Origin of the sequence: Litorivivens lipolytica (assembly GCF_014191715.1) — a bacterium.
Classification (GTDB): domain Bacteria; phylum Pseudomonadota; class Gammaproteobacteria; order Pseudomonadales; family Spongiibacteraceae; genus Litorivivens; species Litorivivens lipolytica.
Genome location: NZ_JACHWY010000003.1, coordinates 326,441 through 348,213, shown reverse-complemented (window position 1 = coordinate 348,213; position 21,773 = coordinate 326,441). Strand labels below are relative to the sequence as shown.

18 protein-coding genes are annotated in these 21,773 nt (G+C 55.6%); 13 read left to right on the top strand and 5 right to left on the bottom strand.

Going from position 1 to position 21,773, the window contains the following annotated elements:
- The first annotated feature begins 64 nt into the window (after positions 1–64).
- A complete protein-coding gene (locus FHR99_RS13840) occupies positions 65–502 on the top strand; it encodes an MAPEG family protein (protein WP_183411300.1) in 438 nt (145 codons plus the stop codon).
- Here the strand turns inward: FHR99_RS13840 and FHR99_RS13835 are convergent.
- Both FHR99_RS13835 and FHR99_RS13830 read right to left on the bottom strand, forming a co-directional pair.
- Positions 499–840: a hypothetical protein gene (locus FHR99_RS13835; protein WP_183411299.1), complete on the bottom strand. Its 342-nt coding sequence runs from the start codon at positions 838–840 to the stop codon at positions 499–501. The genes FHR99_RS13840 and FHR99_RS13835 overlap by 4 nt on opposite strands.
- Before the next feature lie 75 nt (positions 841–915).
- The gene (locus FHR99_RS13830) at positions 916–2,793 is read right to left on the bottom strand and encodes an ATP-binding cassette domain-containing protein (RefSeq protein WP_183411298.1); all 1,878 of its coding nucleotides are present in this window, start codon (positions 2,791–2,793) and stop codon (positions 916–918) included.
- Positions 2,794–2,945: 152 nt separating this feature from the next.
- Between FHR99_RS13830 and FHR99_RS13825 the strand changes: the two genes are divergently transcribed.
- The gene (locus FHR99_RS13825; RefSeq protein WP_183411297.1) at positions 2,946–6,590 is read left to right on the top strand and encodes an EAL domain-containing protein; all 3,645 of its coding nucleotides are present in this window, start codon (positions 2,946–2,948) and stop codon (positions 6,588–6,590) included.
- Here the strand turns inward: FHR99_RS13825 and FHR99_RS13820 are convergent.
- Positions 6,527–7,423, bottom strand: coding sequence for a LysR substrate-binding domain-containing protein (locus tag FHR99_RS13820; protein ID WP_183411296.1), 897 nt, complete (start codon positions 7,421–7,423; stop codon positions 6,527–6,529). The genes FHR99_RS13825 and FHR99_RS13820 overlap by 64 nt on opposite strands.
- 100 nt (positions 7,424–7,523) lie before the next feature.
- On the opposite strand from FHR99_RS13820, the gene FHR99_RS13815 reads away from it, so the two are divergent.
- From FHR99_RS13815 to FHR99_RS13765, 11 genes are all read left to right on the top strand, one after another.
- Positions 7,524–8,186, top strand: coding sequence for a histidine phosphatase family protein (locus FHR99_RS13815; protein WP_183411295.1), 663 nt, complete (start codon positions 7,524–7,526; stop codon positions 8,184–8,186).
- Positions 8,187–8,323: 137 nt separating this feature from the next.
- Complete coding sequence (locus FHR99_RS13810; protein ID WP_183411294.1) at positions 8,324–9,559, top strand: acyl-CoA dehydrogenase family protein; 1,236 nt, start codon at positions 8,324–8,326, stop codon at positions 9,557–9,559.
- Between the two features lie 8 nt (positions 9,560–9,567).
- Positions 9,568–10,590 carry a phosphotransferase gene (locus tag FHR99_RS13805; RefSeq protein ID WP_183411293.1) on the top strand — a complete coding sequence of 341 codons (1,023 nt, stop codon included), beginning with the start codon at positions 9,568–9,570 and terminating at the stop codon, positions 10,588–10,590.
- Positions 10,591–10,594: 4 nt separating this feature from the next.
- Entirely contained in the window at positions 10,595–11,368 is a 774-nt protein-coding gene (locus FHR99_RS13800; RefSeq protein WP_183411292.1) for an SDR family oxidoreductase, read from the top strand.
- Positions 11,369–11,572: 204 nt separating this feature from the next.
- Positions 11,573–13,018 carry a UbiA family prenyltransferase gene (locus tag FHR99_RS13795; protein ID WP_343067601.1) on the top strand — a complete coding sequence of 482 codons (1,446 nt, stop codon included), beginning with the start codon at positions 11,573–11,575 and terminating at the stop codon, positions 13,016–13,018.
- Positions 13,018–14,355: an FAD-binding oxidoreductase gene (locus tag FHR99_RS13790; RefSeq protein WP_343067600.1), complete on the top strand. Its 1,338-nt coding sequence runs from the start codon at positions 13,018–13,020 to the stop codon at positions 14,353–14,355. The genes FHR99_RS13795 and FHR99_RS13790 overlap by 1 nt, the downstream gene beginning before the upstream one ends.
- Entirely contained in the window at positions 14,352–15,089 is a 738-nt protein-coding gene (locus FHR99_RS13785; RefSeq protein ID WP_183411291.1) for an SDR family oxidoreductase, read from the top strand. The genes FHR99_RS13790 and FHR99_RS13785 overlap by 4 nt, the downstream gene beginning before the upstream one ends.
- On the top strand, positions 15,089–17,107 hold the full coding sequence (locus tag FHR99_RS13780) for a hypothetical protein (protein ID WP_183411290.1): 2,019 nt from the start codon (positions 15,089–15,091) through the stop codon (positions 17,105–17,107). Before FHR99_RS13785 ends, FHR99_RS13780 begins: the two co-directional genes overlap by 1 nt.
- Positions 17,104–18,036: an NAD-dependent epimerase/dehydratase family protein gene (locus FHR99_RS13775; protein ID WP_183411289.1), complete on the top strand. Its 933-nt coding sequence runs from the start codon at positions 17,104–17,106 to the stop codon at positions 18,034–18,036. The genes FHR99_RS13780 and FHR99_RS13775 overlap by 4 nt, the downstream gene beginning before the upstream one ends.
- 2 nt (positions 18,037–18,038) lie before the next feature.
- Complete coding sequence (locus FHR99_RS13770; RefSeq protein ID WP_183411288.1) at positions 18,039–19,334, top strand: NAD(P)/FAD-dependent oxidoreductase; 1,296 nt, start codon at positions 18,039–18,041, stop codon at positions 19,332–19,334.
- Positions 19,331–19,729, top strand: coding sequence for a GtrA family protein (locus FHR99_RS13765; protein ID WP_183411287.1), 399 nt, complete (start codon positions 19,331–19,333; stop codon positions 19,727–19,729). The genes FHR99_RS13770 and FHR99_RS13765 overlap by 4 nt, the downstream gene beginning before the upstream one ends.
- Here FHR99_RS13765 and FHR99_RS13760 read toward each other — a convergent pair.
- Both FHR99_RS13760 and FHR99_RS13755 read right to left on the bottom strand, forming a co-directional pair.
- Positions 19,726–20,490, bottom strand: a complete 765-nt coding sequence (locus FHR99_RS13760) for an amidohydrolase (RefSeq protein ID WP_183411286.1) — start codon at positions 20,488–20,490, stop codon at positions 19,726–19,728. The genes FHR99_RS13765 and FHR99_RS13760 overlap by 4 nt on opposite strands.
- Entirely contained in the window at positions 20,487–21,629 is a 1,143-nt protein-coding gene (locus FHR99_RS13755) for a methionine aminotransferase (protein ID WP_183411285.1), read from the bottom strand. The genes FHR99_RS13760 and FHR99_RS13755 overlap by 4 nt, the downstream gene beginning before the upstream one ends.
- Positions 21,630–21,773: the final 144 nt, after the last annotated feature.

The window sequence follows — 21,773 nt, the reverse complement described above, 5'->3', positions numbered from 1 at the left end:
TGCTGCGCGCGGCGCTGGGTTACACTCGCCTGCGTAACAAAAATAATCTTTGCGGAGAGTTTTCATGCCTGATTTCAATACTGCCCTCGATCCGATTCTCGGCCCCGTCATTGCCCTCGTTCTCTGGACCTGTTTTATGCTGGCCTGGATGGCGGGTACGCGCATTCCCTATCTGATTAAGAACCGCGTGCATCCGCAAAAAGGTGAGCGCACCGCTGAACTGGCCGGCTTGATGCCCAAGCAGATTCAGTGGAAGGCGGATAACTACAATCACCTGATGGAACACCCCACCATCTTTTACGCCACGGCAATGGTGTGGGCCTTTATCGGTACGGAAGGCACGCTGATGGTTCAGGTGGCTTGGGCCTACGTCGGCTTGCGTGTTATTCACAGTCTGATTCACGCGACCGTGAACAAGGTGATGCCGCGACTGATGATCTTTGCGGTCAGCACCCTGGCCTTGTTGTGGATGGCCGTTCAGGCAGCGCTGGTGGTGCTCTAGTAGAAGTCTCCGTTAGCGACTGCTCTGAAGGGCTCTATTTCAGGAAGGCGGGTAACGCTCAAGCTGTGGCCGCGCATTTCGCCGTAGGCTGGCAGTTCGGTGTCCAGCACAATCTGGCCTTTCTCGTCGACAACGCTGACGTCGTAGCCTTCGGCTTGGGCGTGAGGGTAAGAAACCAGTACAGCGTCATAGGCCGCGCTGGCCAGGCGACTTTCAGGGGTGTCGGAACGAAGCTTTACGAGATACTCACCCTCGGGGGTGGGTTCTCTGCCGGTGGGTTGCGAGGCCCACGGCGCTTCGCGCCTGCGTTGAATTGTCAGGTAAATCTTGATGCTCATGGCAGTACGCTCTCAATTGCCCTCCCAGACTAGCGTGTGGGGCGGGCAATACCATGCGTACTTCCCACGATGGTCTTACATCTCTGAGAGCTCGAGCCAGCGCTCCATGGCCTCATCCAGCGCGGTCTGTTTGGCCGAAATCGACTCCCAGTGTACCGTTATTTCCTCGTGGGGCAGGTCGGCAAAGTCGCTCTGCTGGCTACGCTCGCTGAGAGCTTCGATCTCCGCTTCCAGTGCGGCAATGGTGTCCGGCAGGGCGTCCAGCTCGCGCTGTAATTTATAGCTCAATTTCTTTTGCGCGGGCTTCGGGGCTGCCGGCGGTGGTGCCGTGGGCTTGGGTTCGGCGGGTTTTTCCTGTTCCGTGGCAAAGGCGGCCTTTAACTTGCGAGCGGGAATATCGCTGTAACCGCCGACAAAGTTATCTATCCGGCCATTGCCTTCAAACAGCAGGCAGGCGCTGGCGACATTATCCACAAAAGCCCGGTCGTGGCTTACCAGCAGCACGGTACCGTCAAATTCGGTGAGCAACTCTTCCAGCAGCTCCAGCGTTTCCATATCCAGATCGTTGGTGGGTTCGTCCAGTATCAGAATGTTGGCGGGTTGGCTGAAGAGGAGGGCGAGAATAACCCGCGCCCGCTCGCCACCGGACAGCACCCGTATCTGGGAGCGCGCCCGCTCGGCGGTGAAGAGAAAGTCTGCCAGATAGCTGATGATATGCTTTTGTTTGCCGTTGATAGTCAGGCTTTCCCGGCCCTGACCGACCACATCTACCACGGATTTGTTGTCATCGAGCACGGACCGCATTTGATCAAAATAGGCGATCTGCTGCTTGCTGCCCTGGCGGACGCTGCCTTCATTCGGACTCAACTCGCCCACGATCAAGCGCAGCAGGGTGGTTTTGCCAACTCCGTTGGGGCCAATCAGGGCCAGCTTGTCACCACGGCTAACGGTCAGGTCGAGGCGATCAATCAAGCATTTGTCGCCGTAGCCATGGCTGACATTCTCGAGTTCGGCAACCAGCTTGCCGCTGCGCTCGCCCTGATCAATGTTGAGGCGGGCATTGCCTTGCAGGTTGCGGCGCTGGGCATATTCCTCGCGCAGTCGTTTCAGGGCCCTTACCCGGCCTTCGTTGCGGGTGCGCCGGGCCTTGATGCCGGTGCGGATCCAGCGCTCTTCCTCGGCGAGGCGTTTGTCGAACAGGGCGTTTTGTTCCTGCTCGATCCGCAGGTCTTCTTCCAGTCGACGACTGTATTCTTCGAAGTTGCCGGGGTAGCTGCGCAGGTTGCCCCGGTCCAGCAGCACAATGCGGGTGGCTAGGCGGTTGATCAACGCCCGGTCGTGGGTAATAAAGAGTACGCTGCCGTCGTAGCCGAGGACCGCTTGCTCCAGCCATTCGATCGCGGCGATATCGAGGTGGTTGGTGGGCTCGTCCAGCAGCAGAATATCGGGCTGGGCAACCAGTGCCCGGGCCAGCGCGACGCGTCTGCGCCAGCCGCCGGAAAGCTCGCTCAGCGTCTGCTGGCCATCCAGATTCAAGCGGCTCAGGGTCTGTTCGATCCGCTGGTGGAATTCCCAGCCGCCTTCGGCCTCCAGTTGCTCTTGCACCTTGGCCAGTTCGTCAAGATTGCCCTCGGCGGCCAGCACTTCGTAGCGGGCCAGTAGCTGTCCGGCGCTGTCCAGGCCTTCGGCAACTGCCTGAAATACGGTTGTGCCCGGTGCGGCCTCAATGGGGGCCTGCGGCATGCTGGCGACTTTAACGCCTTGATCCAGCTGGATTTCGCCGCTATCCGGGGTTAGTTCGCCGGCAATGATTGAGAGCAGTGTGGACTTGCCGGAGCCGTTGCGGCCCACCAGGCAAACACGCTCCCCCGGGTCGAGCTGGAGGTCGGCTTTATCCAGCAGAACTTGCTGGCCGATGGCGAATTCAAGGGCTTTGGCGGACAGTAACGGCATGATAATTGGGGAACTTATAGCAAACAGCGCGCAGTGTGCCTGTAAAGCGTCCGCTGATAAAGCCCGGTGTTGAGTAGGTAGAAGTCGCGATGCCTAATTTATAGCCACTCCGTAGAATGGCATATCTGTGACATAGTCCGAGGCAGTACAAATTGTTGTTGCACATCGCGAGAGCGTTTTTCTTATTTGCTCTGGCCTCACTCAGTCTGGCCGGAGAACGGGTCGTATTGCAGTTGAAGTGGGAGCATCAATTCCAGTTCGCTGGCTACTACGCGGCTAAGTGGCAGGGCTACTACGCGGACGCCGGCTTGGATGTGGAGATTGTCTCGGCATTCGACGGTAACGGCAAGATTCGCAATGTGCAACAGGAGCTGATTGATGGGCGCGCTGACTTTGCTATCGGCGGCTCCGATATTCTGCTGGGGCGTGACCAGGGGCATCCTCTGGTGGTGTTGGCTCCCATGTTTCAACGCAGTCCGGGCGCGCTGATCACTCTCGGTGATCGCAAGCTGCAATCTCTGCGTGATATCTCTGGTCTGCGCGTCGCCGTTAATCCCAATGATTTTATCAACAAGGAACTGCAGTCGCTGATCGCGTCGAGAGTGAGCCGCGCACCGGCACCTATCCTCATTGCAGAACCCTTGAAACTTGAAACCCTGCTGTCAGGCAAGGCGGATGTTCTCCTGACCTATGGTCTGTCCGCCAATTTCGCAGCCAATGAGGCCGGCGTTGAGGTGCATACCCTCAATATTTCAGATATAGAACCGGCCTTTTTTGGGGATACGCTCTACACGCACGAACGCGTGATGAAACGCTCGCCGGAGATGGTGCGTAAATTTGTCGAGGCCAGTATTCAGGGCTGGCACTACGCGATGAAAAATCCGGAAGTGATGGCTACAAGAATCTCGGAAATTCCCCGCAGTGTGAGCCACTACGAATCCGCGCAGGACTACAACCGCTATTTCGCCAAGCATGTGGCGAGTCTGCTGTATTACCCCCATATACCCTTGGGCTTTAATGATCCCACGCGCTGGGAAAGTGTGCATCGGATGCTCCGTAGCGCCGGGCTGGTAAAGTCCGAAGCCCTCGATGCGGGGTTCCATTATCAGGCTGATGTTCAGGCACAGCCAAAGCAATCGTCTAGCCCTTGGTACCTGATGGCAGCAGGTGCTGCTGGCTTGCTGCTTCTGTTATTAGTCGCCCGTCTTTCCCCGGTCTTTGGCATGCCCTTGCTGATCTTCGGGGTTGTGATGGGTTTGGCGCTGATTATTGAAGCGCAGCAGAGAGGCCGATTTAACGAACAGCAGCGCCACGATGTGATGAGCCAGCTGGCGAGTATTCGGGTGCAGCTGGAAGGTCGGATCAATGGTCAGTTTGCCTTGTTGCGTGGCGTGGTGGGGCTGATCGCGTCGGAACCAGACTTGAGTCAACAGCGCTATGCCGACTTCGTTAGTGGTCTGATTGATCAAGACCCGCTGTTGGTCAACATTGCGGCGGCGCCGGACTTGGTGGTGCGCCATGTTTATCCGCTGGCGGGGAACCGCAAGGCGATTGGTCTTGACTACCGCACCAACGCTGAACAGATGCCCATGGTTGAGTTGGCCCGCGACCTGCGTCGCATGGTCGTTGCCGGACCCTTGGAACTCGTGCAGGGAGGGCGCGCCATTATCGGGCGGGCACCCGTCTTCCTGGATAAGGCTGGTGAGGATATCTTCTGGGGTATTGTTTCTGCCCCCGTCGATTTTGATGGCCTGGTGGATGATATCGGGCTTAACGCGCCGAATCTGGGCTTGGATGTGGCAATGCGCCATACGCGATTGGCGTGGGCGGTAGGTGACCCATTAATCCATGGTGACATCGGCGTGTTTGAGCGTGATCCGGTCAGTATGCGGGTATCCCTTGGGGTGGTGGAATGGGATATTGCTGCGACTCCCAAAGGTGGTTGGCAGAGCGCGCCCGCCTGGATGGTTTGGTTCTGGCCGGCGGCGATCGCCATTGGGCTGGTCTTGGGTCTGGCGGTGCATATTGCCTTTCGCCAGTTTGGCGCGCGCATTCGGCTGAGTGGTGACCTCAAGCGCAACGAAAGCATGTTGCGTAGAGTCAGCACGATTGCCGACGTCGGTGGTTGGCAGCTCGATCTTCGCAGTGGTTGCGAACATGTTGCTGACGAAGTATTTGCGTTGCACAGAATGCCGCCGCGCACCGCGGGGCAGTCACCCACAAGCTGGCTTGATTTTTACGACGAAACCAACCGGAATCTGATCAAAGAGCGTATTCGTGAGGCGGTCAGCAAAGGTAAGTCTCAAACTTTCGAAGTTGTGGTTGAAAAAGAAGGCGAGGATGCTGTTTGGCTGCGCCATATCATTGAGCCCGTAAAAGAGCAGGAGCGGGTCATCTATCTGCATGGCGTGGTACAAGATATCTCTGCCATACGACGAGCCGATGAAACTATTCGCCGTCAAGCAACCACCGATCCGCTGACTGGGCTGCCGAACCGGATACAATTTTCTGAGCGGCTCGCTGCGGTGTTGTCGACGCCGCGTATTGAAGAGCAGCACGTCGCCATTCTGTTTATCGATCTGGATCACTTCAAAGATGTGAATGATTCGCTTGGGCACGGTGTTGGCGATGAGTTGTTGGTGGCCTTGGGGCGGCGCTTTAATAATCTGTTGCGCAGCCGGGACATGGTGGCCAGGTTGGGAGGTGATGAATTTACGGTGATGCTGCCGGGCGTTGCCAGCGCGCGCGCTTGCTCTCGCGTCGCCGAACAACTGATTGCCTTGGCCAAGGAACCGGTTACGATTGGAGATCATCAGGTTTGCACCTCGGCGAGTATTGGTGTCAGCCTCTATCCTCAGGACGGGCGAGATGTTGAAACGCTGCTCCGGCATGCGGATCAGGCGATGTATGCCGCCAAGGCTGCGGGCCGAAACACCGTGCGCTATTTCACCAGCTCCATGCAGGAAGATGTTGATCGGCGCCATGGCCTTCATGTGAAGTTGGCTGCGGCGCTGAAAGAGAAAGAGCTGTCCGTGTTCTATCAGCCGATAATCGATGCAGCTAGCGGTCAGGTGGTTAAATGTGAGGCGCTGGTGCGCTGGGGTGATGTTTCGCCGGCTGAATTTATTCCGCTAGCCGAAGACACCGGCATGATTGTCGAGCTGGGTGAGTTTGTTATGCGCCAGTCTTGCGAAGACATGGCGATCATCAATGCCGAAACCGGGACTGATATTGCCCTGGCGTTCAACCGGTCGACCCGCGAGTTTCTCGATGAATCCCGCACGCAGCATTCCGTGTTGGACGTCCTGCATGACCAGTCGATTTTCCCCAACATCACCGTAGAAATCACCGAAAACCTGCTAATGCAGGACAGCAGTGAAATTATTGATCAGCTCGTAGAATTGCGCCGCGCGGGCATTAAAATTGCGATTGATGATTTTGGTACTGGTTACTCATCTTTGAGCTACTTGCAGAAGTTTCCGGTCGATGTGGTCAAGATCGATAAATCCTTTATTCGCGATATTGAGAACAGTGGCGATGCGCGCTCATTGGTACAGGCCATCATCTCCATGGCGCACAGCCTGCGCATTCTGGTTGTCGCCGAAGGTGTGGAAACGCCCGGGCAATTCTCGATCTTGCGGCAGCTGGGCTGCCATTACCTGCAGGGCTTTTACTATTCACGGGCGCTTTGCCGCGAAGAATTTATCGATTTTGTTATTCAGCACAATCGCAACTATCCGCGCATGATCGATAAATCCAGCAGTGCTTCACGCAACCATCGATTGGCCGGGTCGTGATCCACGCTTCGATGCCAGAACACCTGCAGTGCCAACTCAGGTGTTTCGAACGGCAGCTTGCGCACAGGAAACGGCCAGCCTCTGGTCGCCCCGGCGGGAATTGATGCCAGCAGGTCTGACTGTTCGAGAATCGCTGGCAGCGCCGTAAAGTGCTGCAAGCGCAGGGCAATGCGACGCTGTTCCCCCGCCGAGCGCAATGCCAGATCTACGTGACCGCTTCCCTTAACCCGACTGGAAACATGTACGTGTTCCGACGCAAGATACTGTTTCAGGGTTAACCGGCGCCGCGCCAGCGGATGACCGCTGCGGAAAATACACACGTACTCGTCTTTAAGCAGGGGGCGACTAATCAGCTCAGGGTGGCTAAGCAGCGGTGCGTCCAGCGCCAGATGCAGCTCCCCGCGCGCCATGGCCAGTGGCGCATCCCGTCGATTCAGAAACACAATTTCCAGACTGATACCCGGTGCCTGTTCGCCCAGTTTTTTTACCAGCTTGGGTAGTACGTGGGTTTCCGCATGCTCAGTGGCGTGAATGCGAAAGGTTTGGCGAGCGGTTTTCGGGTCGAACGCCAGGCGGTCGCTGACGCAGTTATCCAGCAGGCCGAGGGCTTCGCGCACCGGGCAAATCAATTGTTGGGCGCGGGGTGTCGGTGTCATGCCGCCCGGACTGCGGACAAACAATGGGTCATCAAACAGCTTGCGCAGGCGAGACAGGGAATTGCTCACGGCCGGTTGGCTGACATGCAGCACTTCGGCAGCGCGGGTCAGGCTGTGTTGGCTAAATACTGTTTCGAATACCACAAACAGATTGAGGTCGATGCGGGAGAGATTCACTGATATCACCTATAGTGATAAATATAAATAAAAATAATCAATTTAAATAATAGCTCGGAAAGCGGTAGTGTGTCTCGTCAGTAATAGGCGGGATCAAATCATGGCTGAAATTTTGATGGTGCGGCACGGTCAGGCGTCCTTTGGCACCGATAACTATGACCGGCTGAGCGAACTGGGCTGGGAACAGGCGCGGATTCTGGGTGAGCACTTTGCCGCCACCGAGCCGGCTTTCGATGCGGTGTTTACCGGCACCTTGCGGCGCCATCGCGAGACGCTGGCGGGAATACAGCAGGTACTTCCCGAACTGCCGGCGCCGAATGAGCTGCCGGGCCTTAATGAATTTGATTTCCACGCGCTCGTATCGGCCTATCGCAGTCAGCATTTGAACAGCGATGTCGAGGTAAGCGACGCGCGAGCCTTTTACGGCTGCTTGCGCGAAGCGCTTCTCGCCTGGAGTCGGGACGAGCTAAGCGACTTAAATGAAAACTGGGGCGGTTTTGAGACTCGTGTGCGTGGGACCTTGGAAGAGATTTCAGCGCTGCGCGGTCGTGTGCTGGTAGTCAGTTCCGGCGGGCCAATTAGTGCTGTCGTGCGGGAAGTCTTGTCGCTGGGCGTAGAGCAGATGGTGAACCTCAATCTACAAGCGATTAATACCGGCATTACGCGCTATTACGGCAATCGTGAGCACTGGCGGCTGAACATGTTTAATGCGGTGCCGCATCTTGAGCCGGCGCCGCATCGCCACTTGATTACTTATACCTGATGCGCGGCAGATGAATCCGTCATCGCGAATGTAGAGAAGCGATCTCGATATGCCTCTGCCATCTGGAAAAGATCGCCACGTCGCTTTGCGCCTCGCGATGATGGGCGCTCCGAAATTTACTAAACGGGACTAACGTAATGGACTTTCTACCCTCTCCAAAATCACAAGAGCTGCTGGGTCGCCTTCAGAGCTTTTTTGACCAGCACATCTATCCCAACGAACAGGAATACGCGCGCCAGCTGCACGCGTCTGAAAACCGTTTCGCGGCTGTGCCCTTAATGGACGAGCTGAAAGAGAAGGCTAAAGCTGCGGGCCTGTGGAATCTGTTTGTGCCCCCGTCCCATGCTGAATACTGCGGTGAATACGCCGATCACGGTGGCCTGAGTTTTTCCGACTACGCGCCATTGGCTGAAGTGATGGGGCGGGTGCAGTGGAGCCCCGAGGTGTTCAACTGCAACGCGCCTGACACCGGCAATATGGAGGTGTTTATGAACTTCGGCACCGAAGCACAGAAAGCACAATGGCTGACGCCTCTACTTAATGGTGAGATTCGCTCGTCCTACGCGATGACCGAGCCGCAGGTTGCCTCAAGCGACGCCACTAATATCGAGCTGCGCATTGAGCGTGAAGGCGATGAATGGGTATTGAACGGTCGCAAGTGGTTTATTACCGGCGCGATGTATGAGCGCACCAAAATATTTATCGTGATGGGCAAGACTGACCCAAATAATCCGAACCGCCATGAGCAGCAGACTCAGGTGTTGGTGCCGAAAGACACTGCAGGCCTCAGCATTATTCGCCCCCTGACTACATTGGGTTATGACGATGCGCCGATTGGCCATGCCGAGCTCGTATTTGACAATGTGCGGGTGCCGGTGGAAAACGTGCTGCTCGGCGAAGGCCGTGGTTTTGAAATTGCCCAGAGTCGGCTCGGGCCCGGTCGCATGCATCACTGTATGCGTTTGATCGGTGCCGCCCAGCGTGCGTTGGAGCTCGCCTGCAAACGCGCAGTTGCGCGCACCACCTTTGGTCGCCCGCTGAGCAAGCATCAGTCAGTGCGCGAAGATATTTCCAAAAGTTTTTCAGAGGTGGAAATGGCTCGCCTGCTGGTTCTGAAAACCTGTGACAAGATTGATCGCGAGGGCGTGCAGGCGTCCATTGATATGATTGCCGCCACCAAAACCACCGTGCCGTTACTGGTGCAGAACTTGATCGATCGCTGCATGCAGTTGCATGGTGCAGGTGGTCTGACCGAAGATTACTTTATGGCCGAAGCCTTCAACTACGCGCGCTGGTGTCGGCAAGCCGACGGTCCGGATCAGGTTCACCAGATGGCGCTGGGTAAAAAAATCATCGATCGTTACAGTGCATAGGATCTGTTATGTCTGCATTTGAACTCGACACATCGAAACTGGAAGGGTATCTCGCCGAGCATATCGATGGTTTTAAGGGGCCGATGACGGCCGAAAAGTTTGCCGGCGGTCAGTCCAATCCAACCTATTTGCTGAGTGCAGAAAGCGGTAGCTATGTGCTGCGTCGCAAGCCGCCTGGCGAGCTGCTGAAATCTGCCCACGCGGTGGATCGGGAATTTCGAGTGATGAGCGCATTGGCTGCTACCGATGTGCCTGTGCCGAAAATGCGCGTGTTGTGTGAGGATGACAGCATTATCGGCTCCATGTTCTATGTGATGGATTTTGTTGAAGGGCGTATCTTCTGGAATGCGGCCCTGCCGGAGCAGAGCAACAGCGAGCGCAGCGCAATTTATGATGCAATGAATCAAGTGTTGGTAGCGCTGCACAGTGTAGACGTCGATGCTGTGGGGCTGTCGGACTACGGCAAGCCCGGGAATTATTTTGAGCGCCAGATTTCCCGGTGGACCAAACAGTATCGCGCGAGCGAAACCGAAAAAATTCCGGCGATGGAAAAGCTCATACAGTGGCTTGAGGAAAACCGACCGGAGGGCGACGGTCTGGTGTGCATCAACCACGGGGACTTCCGGCTCGACAATATGATGTTCCACCCCAGTGAAAATCGCGTAGTTGCCTTATTGGATTGGGAACTGTCGACCCTCGGTCACCCCTATGCGGATCTTGCCTATCAGTGCATGCAGTGGCGGATTCCTACCGATGCCGCCATTCCCGGTCTCGGTGGCCTGGATCGTGAAGCCTTGGGTATTCCAAGCGAGGCGGATTATGTGGCGCGCTACTGCGAGCGCCGGGGTATCGCAGAGATTCCACATTGGACCTTTTACATTGCCTTCGCATTCTTCCGCTTGAGTGCGATCCTGCAAGGTATTCAAAAACGCGCGCTGGATGGCAACGCCTCCAGCGACAAGGCAACAGCCTATGGCGCATTAGCCCGACCTTTGGCGGAGTTGGGCCTTCAAACGATAGAGAAAGGATAAGCAAGTGTCGGCAGATAATCGATTTGATTTGAGTGGCAAGGTTGCGCTGGTAACCGGGGCTTCGAGTGGCTTGGGGGAGCATTTTGCGCGGGTGCTGGCACAGGCCGGCGCTAAAGTGGTGGTGGGTGCGCGCCGTGTTGAACGCCTGAAGGCTCTGGTCGACGTTATTAAGGTCGACGGCGGTGCTGCGCATGCGGTGGCGATGGATGTTACCTCGGCGGATTCCATTACCTCTGCCTTCGATGCTGCGGAGAAGGCTTTCGGGCTTGTGTCGATTGTGGTGAACAATGCCGGTGTGGCCGCGCCAAGTCGTTTTCTCGATGGTGACGAAGATGGCTGGGATTTCACCATGGATACCAATCTGAAAGCGGTTTGGCGGGTTTCACAGGAGGCCGCGCGGCGGCTGTCCGCCGTGGGTCAGGGCGGGAGCATTGTTAACGTCGCATCGATTCTGGGTTTGCATCCCGGCCTTGATCAGACCTTCTACGCCACCGCTAAAGCGGGGGTGGTGCAACTTACCAAGAACACGGCTCTAGAGTTGTGGCGTAAGAATATTCGTGTCAATGCGCTGTGCCCCGGTTATTTCGAAACCGAAATGAACAGCGACTTTTTCCATTCGGCAAAAGGGCAGGCCTACCTCAAAAAAATCCCGCCCCAGCGATTGGGTAACCTCGACGAGCTGAGCGGCCCGCTGCTGCTTTTAGCCAGCGACGCTGGCTCCTTTATGACGGGGGTTGCCTTGCCGGTCGATGGGGGGCACTTGCTGGGGGCGTTGTAAGCTTGGCCTCAGGGGCGAGGTAGCCCCGGCCCTATTCACCTGTTATCGCCCTCCTGCCACGCCTGCGCCTCGGGAAGTACTCATCCGAAGGCTGATATGGCAAAATGTGGCCGCTTTCCCCGTGTTTTCTGACTCAATTTCAGCGTGTTTCGGCGCCGGGAAGCGCTATAACAAATCCAACTCGATCAGGAAGGCAGGGGACTCGTGCAGCAACATTCACAAGACAGGGTATTGGCGGTCGATCTCGATGGCACCCTGCTCCGCTCCGACATGCTGCTGGAATCTTTTCTGGCCCTGCTTAAACAGTCATTCTGGAGCTGTCTCCTGCTGCCTTTTTGGCTGCTGGCGGGCAAGGCTCGGCTCAAGAGGGAAATTGCTTCCCGGGTGACTATTGATGCGGCCAGCCTTCCGTATTGCAAAACGGTCCTTGAATTTCTTAAGCAGGAAAAGGCTCAAGGGCGGCGGATAGTCCTGGCGACGGCAACAACGGAGATGCTGGCCCAGCCTATCGCTGACCATTTGGGGTTGTTTGACGAGGTGTTGGCCAGCGACGAAGCCAATCTTTCGTCGGAGACCAAGCGAGCGACGCTAGTTGAGCGCTATGGCGAGCAGGGTTTTGACTACATCGGCAATAGCAGCGACGATCTTGCGGTCTGGCGCTCGGCCGCCACGGCCTATACCTGCAACATCTCCGATGGCTTGAAGCGTAAGATCCAGGCTGGCGAGGCGGTAGTGGAGACGCGCCTCAAAACAGCGGTCAGTCTACGGATCTATCTGCGACAGCTACGCATCAAGCAGTGGGTCAAAAACTTCTTGATTTTTGTTCCTTTGCTCGCCAGTCATCAGGCAGACAATGCCGCGCTATTGGCGAGCGGCGTGCTGGCGTTTGTGTTGTATGGGCTCTGTTCTTCCAGCGTGTATTTGATCAATGACCTAATGGATCTGGCTGATGACCGTCAGCACCGGGTCAAACGCTTTCGTCCGCTGGCTTCCGGAGACCTTGGAATCGGCCGAGCGCTGTTGCTATTGCCGCTGTGTTTACTGCTTAGCTTCGGTACGGCAGTCGCCTTGTTACCCATCGGCTTTGCCATCAGTCTCGGTGTTTATTTTCTGCTGTCGCTGCTTTATACCTTTTACCTGAAGCAGCAATTGCTGGTTGATGTTTTGACGCTGGCTGGCTTGTATACGATGCGAGTGATTTGCGGTGCCTTTCTCTTCGCACTGCAACTGACCTTCTGGTTGCTCGCGTTCTCGATGTTTATTTTTCTGAGTCTGGCACTTATTAAACGCTACGCAGAGCTCCATAGTAGCCGCGAAGCAGGGCGCACTGAGAAATCACCGGGACGGGCCTATTACCCCGGCGATCTGGAAATGATCGCGGCCCTTGGCGCAGCATCAGGCTATCTGTCGGTGCTGATTCTGGCTCTCTATATTCACAGTGAGCATATCATCGCCCTCTATAGGCATCCCGAAATCCTCTGGCTGGCCTGCCCCATTTTACTGTTTTGGGTAGGCCGTATGTGGATGCTCGCCCATCGAGGCGAGGTCCATGAAGACCCGGTACTGTTTGCAGTAGCAGATCGTGTCAGCCTGATTTCAGGGTTCTGTTTTGCGGTTGTTTTCTGGCTGGCCACGGGGGCGGTTTGGTAGTGGTGAACCGTTACGGCAATTGGGGAGGTTTCCCTGCTTCAGCCCAGTCTGCGATAACGCCCAGCTGGCGTCATGAACTGGGGGATGTTTTTCAGCAGTTACCGAATGGCGCACTGCCCTACGGCCAGGGCCGCAGTTACGGCGATAGCTGTCTGGCTGATGCAGGAACTGTGGTTTCCACCGAAAACCTGAAGCGCTTTATCGAGGCAGACTGGAGTACTGGCTGCATTGTAGTCGAAGCTGGAATGACGCTGTCCGAGCTATTAATGGTGTGTTTGCCACGCGGATGGTTCCTGCCGGTTACGCCTGGCACTCGCTTTGTTTCTGTTGGTGGTGCGGTAGCCAATGATGTTCACGGCAAGAACCATCATGTTGCTGGCACGTTCGGTCGGCATGTGCGTGCACTTGAATTGTTGCGTTCCGATCGGGGATTGTTGAGATGCACAGCGCAGGAAAATGAGCGGCTGTTTGCGGCCACCGTCGGTGGTTTGGGTTTGACGGGATTGATCGTAACCGTCGAGTTGCAACTGATTCCGGTGGCGTCGTCGATGATGGATCAGCGCAGCACGCGCTTTGACCACGTGGATGAGTTTTTTGATCTGGCCGAACAGCACGACAGAGACTTTGACTACAGCGTGGCTTGGGTTGACTGCCTTGCAACCGGTTCCGCTCTCGGTCGCGGTCACTTTATTGCCGCGAACCACTCAGCAAAAGGTGAGTGCGTCGCACCCAGTGAAGGGCGTTTGGTGATGCCGCTGACGCCGCCAATTTCGCCTGTTAATCGTTTAACGCTGCGACTGTTTAATGAGCTTTATTTTCAGCGGCAGCAAAAACGCGTAGTGGATTCAATGGTCGCTGTTGCCCCGTTCTTTTATCCGTTGGATGGCATACGTCACTGGAATAGACTGTATGGCCGTCGCGGTTTTCAACAGTATCAGTGCGTGATTCCGGAAGCCGTAGAGCGCGATGTTATTCCCGCCATCCTTAAAGCGATCGCCGACAGCGGTTTGGGCTCTTTTCTTTCCGTGCTGAAAAAATGTGGCGATATCGCCTCGCCGGGTTTGCTGTCTTTTCCTATGAAAGGCACCAGTCTGGCATTGGATTTTCCGCGTCGGGAGCAGGAAAACTATCGTTTATTTGCGCGTCTCGATGCGATGGTTTCCGAAGCCGGTGGACGACTCTACCCGGCAAAAGATTCCCATATGCAGGCGCATAATTTTCAAGAGGCTTATCCGCAATGGGTAGATCTTGAGGCGCTGCGTGACCCTAAGCTGCTCTCGGCTTTCTGGCGCAGAGTGGCTCTTACAGAAAAAACAGACATAGAGAAAAACGCATGAATATTCTGATTTGCGGCGCCACCTCGGCGATTGCTCAAGCGACATTGAATCGCTATGCCGAGCGCGCGAGCCATGTGGTTCTGTTAGCGCGCAACGCTGAAAAGCTGGCTGCCGTTGAAGCAGACTTTAAAGCTCGCAGCAGCGCCGATGTCAGTAGCGTTTGCATCGATCTGGCCGATCACGTTGCGTTTGCAGAGGCTGTAGCGCAGGCGGCAGATCAGTTAAAGGGTTTTGATCTGGCGTTGGTAGCTCAGGGCAGCTTGCCTGATCAGGTCCGCTGCGAAAGTGATATCGATTATCTGCGCGAGGCGATGCAGGTGAACACTGAATCGGTGATTCTCTGCACCCAAACGCTGGCCAACGCCATGCAAAAGTCCGGTCGTGGCGTTCTGGCTGTGATTGGTTCGGTCGCCGGCGATCGTGGTCGTGCCAGTAACTTTGCCTACGGCAGTTGCAAAGCGGCCGTCGAAGCTTACTGCAGTGGATTGCGCGCGCGGCTGATGCCGTCGGGTGTTCAGGTTCTGCTGATCAAGCCGGGTATGGTAGCCACGCCGATGACGGCGGGTATGGACCTTCCCGGGCCCTTGGTGAGCAGTGCTGATCAGGTGGCCAAGAGTATTGAGAAAGCCATTACCAAACGTCGTGACGTGGTGTACGCCCCCGGTTATTGGGCGCTGATCATGCTGGTGATTCGATTGCTACCGGGCTTTATTTTCAAGCGGTTGAATTTCTGATGGGCTCCAGCGCATTGATACAAGCAGTACGTTACCTCGGTTGGGCATTGTTGCTGTCACTGCTGGCACTTGCCTGTCTGGCCATGTATCTGCCAGCGGCGCCGAGTATGCCAATTGATGATGTCGACCCGGCCTGGATAATGGGTATGGCCTATGCGTTGGCCAATAATCTGGTTATCGGGCGCGAGCTGATTTTCACCTTTGGCCCCTTTGCCGGGGTCTATACCAAGGCTTATCAGCCGGAGATCTTTCACTTCAGTCTGATCGCTGCCAGTATTTTGGCCCTAGGGCTGTTTCTCCTGCTGGCGTACCTGAAGCAGGGTGTTCGCTATTACTGGATTCTGCTGGTGGCGCTCGTGCCAATCGGCCTGAACTATATGGGCGACCCTGTTTTCCTTATGTACCCCTACCTGCTTGGGCTGTTTCTGAATCGCGCCTTGGAAGCTGAGCGAGAAGAACTGCACATCAGCTTGAACTGGCTGAACAAAGTTGCCTTCGTGCTTATGCTCTTGCCGCTCGGACTTTTGCCTTTAATTAAAGGCTCGTTCCTGGTGGGCTGTCTAGGGAGCGTGGTGTTATGCCTTGGGTACAGTGCCTGGCATCGCAATCGCTTTTTCCTGATCACCTTGAGTGTGGTGCCGTTGCTGGCCCTAATCACGGGCTGGATGCTGTCCGGTCATTCTGTGGCTGATCTGCCAAACTATTTTAGCGCGATGTCGCCCATCATTTCAGGCTACGCCCAGGCTATGTCTGACCCGGGTAACGAGGCACCGCTGCTGTTGTATGTAATCGCCTGCATTGTATTGGGCTGGCAGTTTTTGTTCCGCTCAGAAACTCCAGCTAGTGCCTGTTGGTTTCTGGCACTGAATGCCGGCATGTTCCTGTTTCTGGCCTTCAAGGCGGGTTTTGTTCGTTATGACTCCCATGCGCTGATTGCCGCGCTGAGTCTGTTGATCGCTGTCTTATCGATGCGTTTCGTTCGCGTTGAAGGCGCTAGTGCGGGCTTGATCGTGCTGGCCTTGCTGGCATGGATGTCGATAGATCGTCAGCATCGCGAAACCTCCACCAACGATTTTTATCAGCATTTGAAAGACGCGTTTAAATCGACGTCAAAAGTTATACGTGATTACGATGAGCTGGATGCTCAGTGGCGGCAGGATTACCACGCCGCTTTGGATAAGATTGTAGAGGGCTGTGGTCTGGATTCTGACCTGCAAGGTCGAGTGGATATCTACCCGTGGCGCATTTCCTGTGCCATAGCGGCTGATTTAAATTGGTCTGGGCGACCGATACTGCAGAGCTATTCCGTCTATACCGAAGAGCTGTTGGTGCTGAATCGGAATCACCTGAGGAGCAGCCGGGCGCCGGATACTCTTTTATTTGATGTCGCGCCTATCGATGGTCGTTATCCCAGCTTGGACGAATCGCTGAGCTGGCCAGTATTTGTGCAGCATTTTAAAGTCACTGAAAGCCTTGATCAGTTTTTGAAGCTCGAGCGCCGTGACACAAAGCGAGAACTGACGCGCGAGCGCCTGCGACGCAGCGAGGCGCGTTTGGGTAAAGTAGTCGTACTGCCGGAAAATAGAGGCAATCTGTGGGCCGAGTTTAAACTTAAGTCTACCTTTCTCGGGCGTTTGTGGGCACTGTTTATAAAGCCTCCGGAGTTGATGATGACGGTGATGCAGACAAGCGGGGAGCAGGAGGTTTATCGTTTGGTCCCGGAAATTGCCAAGGCGGGCTTTTTGCTCTCGCCGACTCTGGAGGATCGCGAGCAGTTTGCTGACTGGTTGCAACGGGGGGAGGCTGATACCGGCGTTGCTCAAATAACCATCGAAGCGCAATACGGTGCTGGGGTGTTGTGGCAGAGCGACTACCAACTGACCCTGTCGAGTTTTCAATTCCCCGCAGAAGTGCTTACACCAGAAGCAGGTGCAGATGAGGGCATAATTGAGCCCAAGGCGGAACAAAGCGATCCCGCGGTTCATGACGTTCATGCTGAAGAGGCTCCCGCGATATGAAAAAAATCATTCTCGCCGGGGGCGCAGGTCTGGTCGGTCAGAACCTGGTGGCGCGTTTGGTCGAGCGCGATGATCTTGAGCTCGTCGTGCTCGACAAACACAAAGCCAACCTCAGCATACTGCGAGATATGCAGCCCGGTGTGGTTGCCGAGTATGCCGACTTGGCCAAAGCGGGTGACTGGCAGGGACACTTTGACAATGCATCAGCGGTGGTCATGCTGCAGGCGCAGATCGGCGGTATCTACTACGAAGAATTCGAGCGCAATAATCTCGCGGCGACGGATCATGTGCTGGATGCAATGAAGCGCTACAACGTGCCAAATCTTGTCCACATCAGCTCGTCGGTGGTGAATTCTCAGGCCGACGATTTCTACACCCGCAGTAAAACCCTGCAGGAGCAGCGTGTATTGGAGAGTGGCGTTAACTGTGTGGTATTGCGCCCAACGCTGATGTTTGGCTGGTTTGATCGCAAGCATCTGGGCTGGCTGTCGCGCTTTATGCAGAAAGTGCCGGTTTTTCCCGTGCCGGGGCTCGGTCGCTATCCACGCCAGCCGCTGTATGCTGGGGATTTCTGCAATATCATCCTGCGTTGTCTGGAAAAGCCGGAGATCGCCGGTGTGTATGACATCAGTGGTTTGGAGCATATCGACTATATTGATCTGATCAAAACCATCAAGTCGATCACCAAAGCCAAATCACTGATCCTGCCAATACCTTACAGTGTGTTTTTCAGTCTGCTGTGGGTGTGGGCACTGTTCGACAAGAATCCGCCCTTCACGGTGCATCAATTGCGGGCGCTGGTCATTGATGAGTCTTTTGAGATCATCGATTGGCCGGGAATTTTCAATGTAAAAGCAACATCTTTTGAAGACGCTGTACGCGAAACTTTCACTCACCCCGTGTACAGCGATGTGGTTCTGGAATTTTAGTTATGAGTAAACGCAAGATCGCCGTTCTGGGTGCTGGTCCGATGGGGCTGGCCACCGCCTGGCAACTGGTTCAGGATGGCTACGAGCCGGTGATTTTTGAAGCCGGTGATCGAGTCGGAGGCATGGCCGCCAGTTTTGATCTGGATGGTCTGGCCATAGAGCGCTACTACCATTTTCACTGCACCTCAGATGATGGCTTTTTTACATTGCTGGAAGAGCTCGGGCTATCTGACAAGCTAAAGTGGTCTGTTACCACCATGGCCTACTATTTTCAGGGGCGCGTGCAAAAGTGGGGCAATCCGATTGCACTGTTGACCTTTCGCGGTTTGAGCTTTGTGGCCAAGTTCCGTTATGGCTTGCATGTGTTCCTCGCCACCAAGCGCCGCGACTGGAAGCCTCTTGATAATCAGGAGGCTAGCCAGTGGATAAAACGCTGGGTGGGAATGGAAGCCTGGAATGCCTTGTGGCAGAAGTTGTTTGATTACAAGTTTTATCAGTACGCCGACAATCTTTCTGCGGCATGGATCTGGAGCCGATTGCGCCGCATTGGCCAGAGCCGTTACAACTTGATGAAAGAAAAGCTTGGCTATCTTGAGGGCGGTTCAGATACCTTGCTGCTGGCATTGCAGGAACAGCTGCAGGCGCACGGCGCAGAGCTGCGATTGAACTGCGCCGCACAGCGAGTGGTGGTTGAAGACGGCGTACTCAAGGGCGTAGAAACTCGTGAAGGCTTCGAAACCTTCGATACCGTGATAAGCACCATTCCTTTGCCGTATTTGCCCAAGGTGCTTCGTGATTTGCCCGACGACATCGTTAACGGCTATCGCAGCGTCAATAACATCGCCGTGGTCTGTATCACGGTGAAATTGGCCAAGGCACTCACGCCTCACTTCTGGCTCAACGTGAATGACGACGAGATGGATATTCCGGGCGTCGTGGAGTACACCAACCTGCGGCCACTGGGAGAAGGTCAGCACATCGTTTACGTGCCCTACTATGTGCCCGGTGAGCACCCGGTCTATGCCGATAGCGATGAAGTGTTTATCGACAAGATCACGGGCTATTTCAAGCGCATCAACCCGGAACTGCAGGACAGCGATTTTCTTTCCTTCCATGTTCACCGCTATCGCTATGCCCAGCCCATCTGTGAGCCGGGCTTTCTGGAGCGTCTGCCACCAGTCGATCTTCCGGTTGAAGGTTTGTGGGCGGCCGATACGTCTTATTACTACCCGGAAGACCGGGGTATTTCAGAAAGCATTGATTTTGGCCGCGATATGGCCCGACAGGCGACCCGGTGATTTCCAGTTTTCGCGATCGTCAGTTTGCGATTTTCCTGCTGACCGGCGGCTTGGCGGCGCTGGTGAACTTTGGCAGCCGGATGCTCTACAGTCTGGCCATGCCATTTTCGCCGGCGATAATTCTTGCCTACCTCACCGGTATGGTAACGGCCTTTATCCTTGCCAAAATTTTTGTATTCAAAGATAGCGCCCAATCGACCGGCCAATCCTTTTTCCGGTTTACCGTGGTCAACGTTGCGGCGGTAGCCCAGACTTGGGCGGTGAGCATGGTGCTGGTGAAAAGTCTGCCGCTGTGGGGTGTGGAGCAGTTTGTGCCGGAAATTGCCCACGGCGTGGGCGTAATCGTTCCGGTATTTACCAGCTTTCTGGGGCACAAATACTGGAGTTTTCGTTAGCCCTTCAGGCTGAAATCATCCGCATCCAGATGCGCAGGAAATTTCTCCCTGAAAGCCATCAGTTCTGTTTTATCCAGCGTAGCCCTTAAACTCTCCGGTTCATGCGGCCGACTGCTTGCCAGCGGTTGGCCCTTGAAGTCGATAATCGCGCTATCGCCGCTGTAGGGGATGCCGTTGCCGTCTTCGCCCACCCGGTTTACGCCAATCACGAAGCTCAGATTTTCTATGGCGCGTGCGGTTAACAGCGATGACCAGGCGTGGCGTCGCGGCTCCGGCCAGTTAGCAACGTAGATCAATACGTCGTAGTCATTGCGATTGCGGCTAAAGACCGGGAAGCGCAGGTCGTAGCAGACCTGTAAACAAAAGCGCAGCCCTTTGTATTCCACAATTTTTCTTTCTGAGCCGGGCTGATAGTGTTCGTGTTCTCCCGCCATGCGAAACAGATGGCGCTTGTCGTAGTGGCAGTGTCCGTCGGGTGATACCCAGTACATCCGGTTTACATAATGGCCCTTGTCCGCTACCGCCACTGAGCCGGTAATGGCGCAGTCATGCTGCGCCGCTAGCGATTGCAACCATGGCAGCGTTGGGCCATCGGCGGGTTCAGCAATCAGCTCTGGCTGCATCGAAAAGCCGGTGGTAAACATTTCCGGCAGCACAATCAGATCGACGTCGGCATTGTCGGCGATCAGCTCGCTAAAATAAGCGCGATTTTTCTCGGCATCCTGCCAATACAGAACCGTTTGTAGAGCGGCGACTTTCATAGCGTTTTCAATCTCGCGGCAGCATCAATCAGGGTTTGTTCACGCTTGGCAAAGCAGAAACGCACTATGCGACTCTCCGGGGGTGTTTCGTAAAAAACCGAGAGGGGAATAGCGGCTACGCCGTGTTCGCGAGTTAGTTGGTGGCAGTAGTCCACATCGTTCAAGTCACTCAGTGCGCTGTAGTCGGCCAGTACAAAATAGGTGCCGGCACTGGGCAGCAATTCAAAGCGTGAGCCGCGCATGGCGTGGATAAAGCAATCGCGTTTGCGTTGATAGAACGCACCGAGGGCATGCACTTCGTCGCGCTTCTCCGTCAGCATATCCGCTACCGCATACTGGGCGGGGGTAAAGCTCGTGAAGGTTACGAACTGATGCACCTTGCGGAACTCTTCGCTCAAAGCGGGTGGCGCCACGCAATAGCCGAGCTTCCAGCCGGTCACATGAAAGGTCTTGCCAAAGGACGACACCACAAAGGTGCGCTCGGCCAGCCCCGGATAGCGGTGGGCGCTGTTGCGCTCGCGCTCAAACACAATGTGCTCGTAGACCTCGTCACTGATCACCAGCAAATTGTGCTTGTCGGCAATGCGTTCCAGTTCCCGCCAGTCACTGTCGGTAAAGGCCGTGGCGGTGGGGTTGTGCGGGCTGTTCACCATAATCAGCCGGGTATTGGGTTTGATGCTGTCTTCAATCTGCTGCCAGTCGGGCTGGTAGCGCGGCGGCACTAATGAAAGGCGAGTGCAGCTGCCTCCGGCGAGGGTAATGGCGGGCTCATAGCTGTCGTAGGCCGGGTCCAGCAGAATCACGTCATCGCCGGGGCGGATAATCGCCTGAACCGCAACAAACAGCGCTTCGGTGGCACCGGAGGCGAGGGTGATTTCGGTTTCGGCATCCACCTTTCTGCCGTAGCAGTCGCCAATCAGATCGGCGATGGCCTCGCGCAGCTCGGGCACCCCGTTCATGGGGGCGTACTGGTTGCGCCCAGCGGTAGCGTGGTAATTCAAACGCTCCAGCAGATACTCGCTGGCCGCAAAATCCGGGAAGCCTTGCGACAGGTTAATGGCCTTATTTTCATTGGCCAGCGCAGACATCACAGAGAAGATGGTGGTGCCCACGTGAGGCAGTTTGCTGTTGATCTTCATGAACTTCTGATACGTACGGGTGTGTGAGCATTCTGCGCGAGGCGGGATGCATCGTCCAGTTCTGCTATAGTGGCTGAACGCCCTTGAAGGGCATCGACGCAATCCCGGTTTCGGGGAAAATAACAGCGAAATACAAGGAGTCAT

Coding starts and splice junctions, on each gene's coding strand:
- FHR99_RS13840 (WP_183411300.1), top strand. CDS start 65: ATGCCTGATTTCAATACTGCCCTCGATCCGATTCTCGGCCCCGTCATT.
- FHR99_RS13835 (WP_183411299.1), bottom strand. CDS start 840: ATGAGCATCAAGATTTACCTGACAATTCAACGCAGGCGCGAAGCGCCG.
- FHR99_RS13830 (WP_183411298.1), bottom strand. CDS start 2,793: ATGCCGTTACTGTCCGCCAAAGCCCTTGAATTCGCCATCGGCCAGCAA.
- FHR99_RS13815 (WP_183411295.1), top strand. CDS start 7,524: ATGGCTGAAATTTTGATGGTGCGGCACGGTCAGGCGTCCTTTGGCACC.
- FHR99_RS13810 (WP_183411294.1), top strand. CDS start 8,324: ATGGACTTTCTACCCTCTCCAAAATCACAAGAGCTGCTGGGTCGCCTT.
- FHR99_RS13805 (WP_183411293.1), top strand. CDS start 9,568: ATGTCTGCATTTGAACTCGACACATCGAAACTGGAAGGGTATCTCGCC.
- FHR99_RS13785 (WP_183411291.1), top strand. CDS start 14,352: ATGAATATTCTGATTTGCGGCGCCACCTCGGCGATTGCTCAAGCGACA.
- FHR99_RS13780 (WP_183411290.1), top strand. CDS start 15,089: ATGGGCTCCAGCGCATTGATACAAGCAGTACGTTACCTCGGTTGGGCA.
- FHR99_RS13775 (WP_183411289.1), top strand. CDS start 17,104: ATGAAAAAAATCATTCTCGCCGGGGGCGCAGGTCTGGTCGGTCAGAAC.
- FHR99_RS13770 (WP_183411288.1), top strand. CDS start 18,039: ATGAGTAAACGCAAGATCGCCGTTCTGGGTGCTGGTCCGATGGGGCTG.
- FHR99_RS13760 (WP_183411286.1), bottom strand. CDS start 20,490: ATGAAAGTCGCCGCTCTACAAACGGTTCTGTATTGGCAGGATGCCGAG.
- FHR99_RS13755 (WP_183411285.1), bottom strand. CDS start 21,629: ATGAAGATCAACAGCAAACTGCCTCACGTGGGCACCACCATCTTCTCT.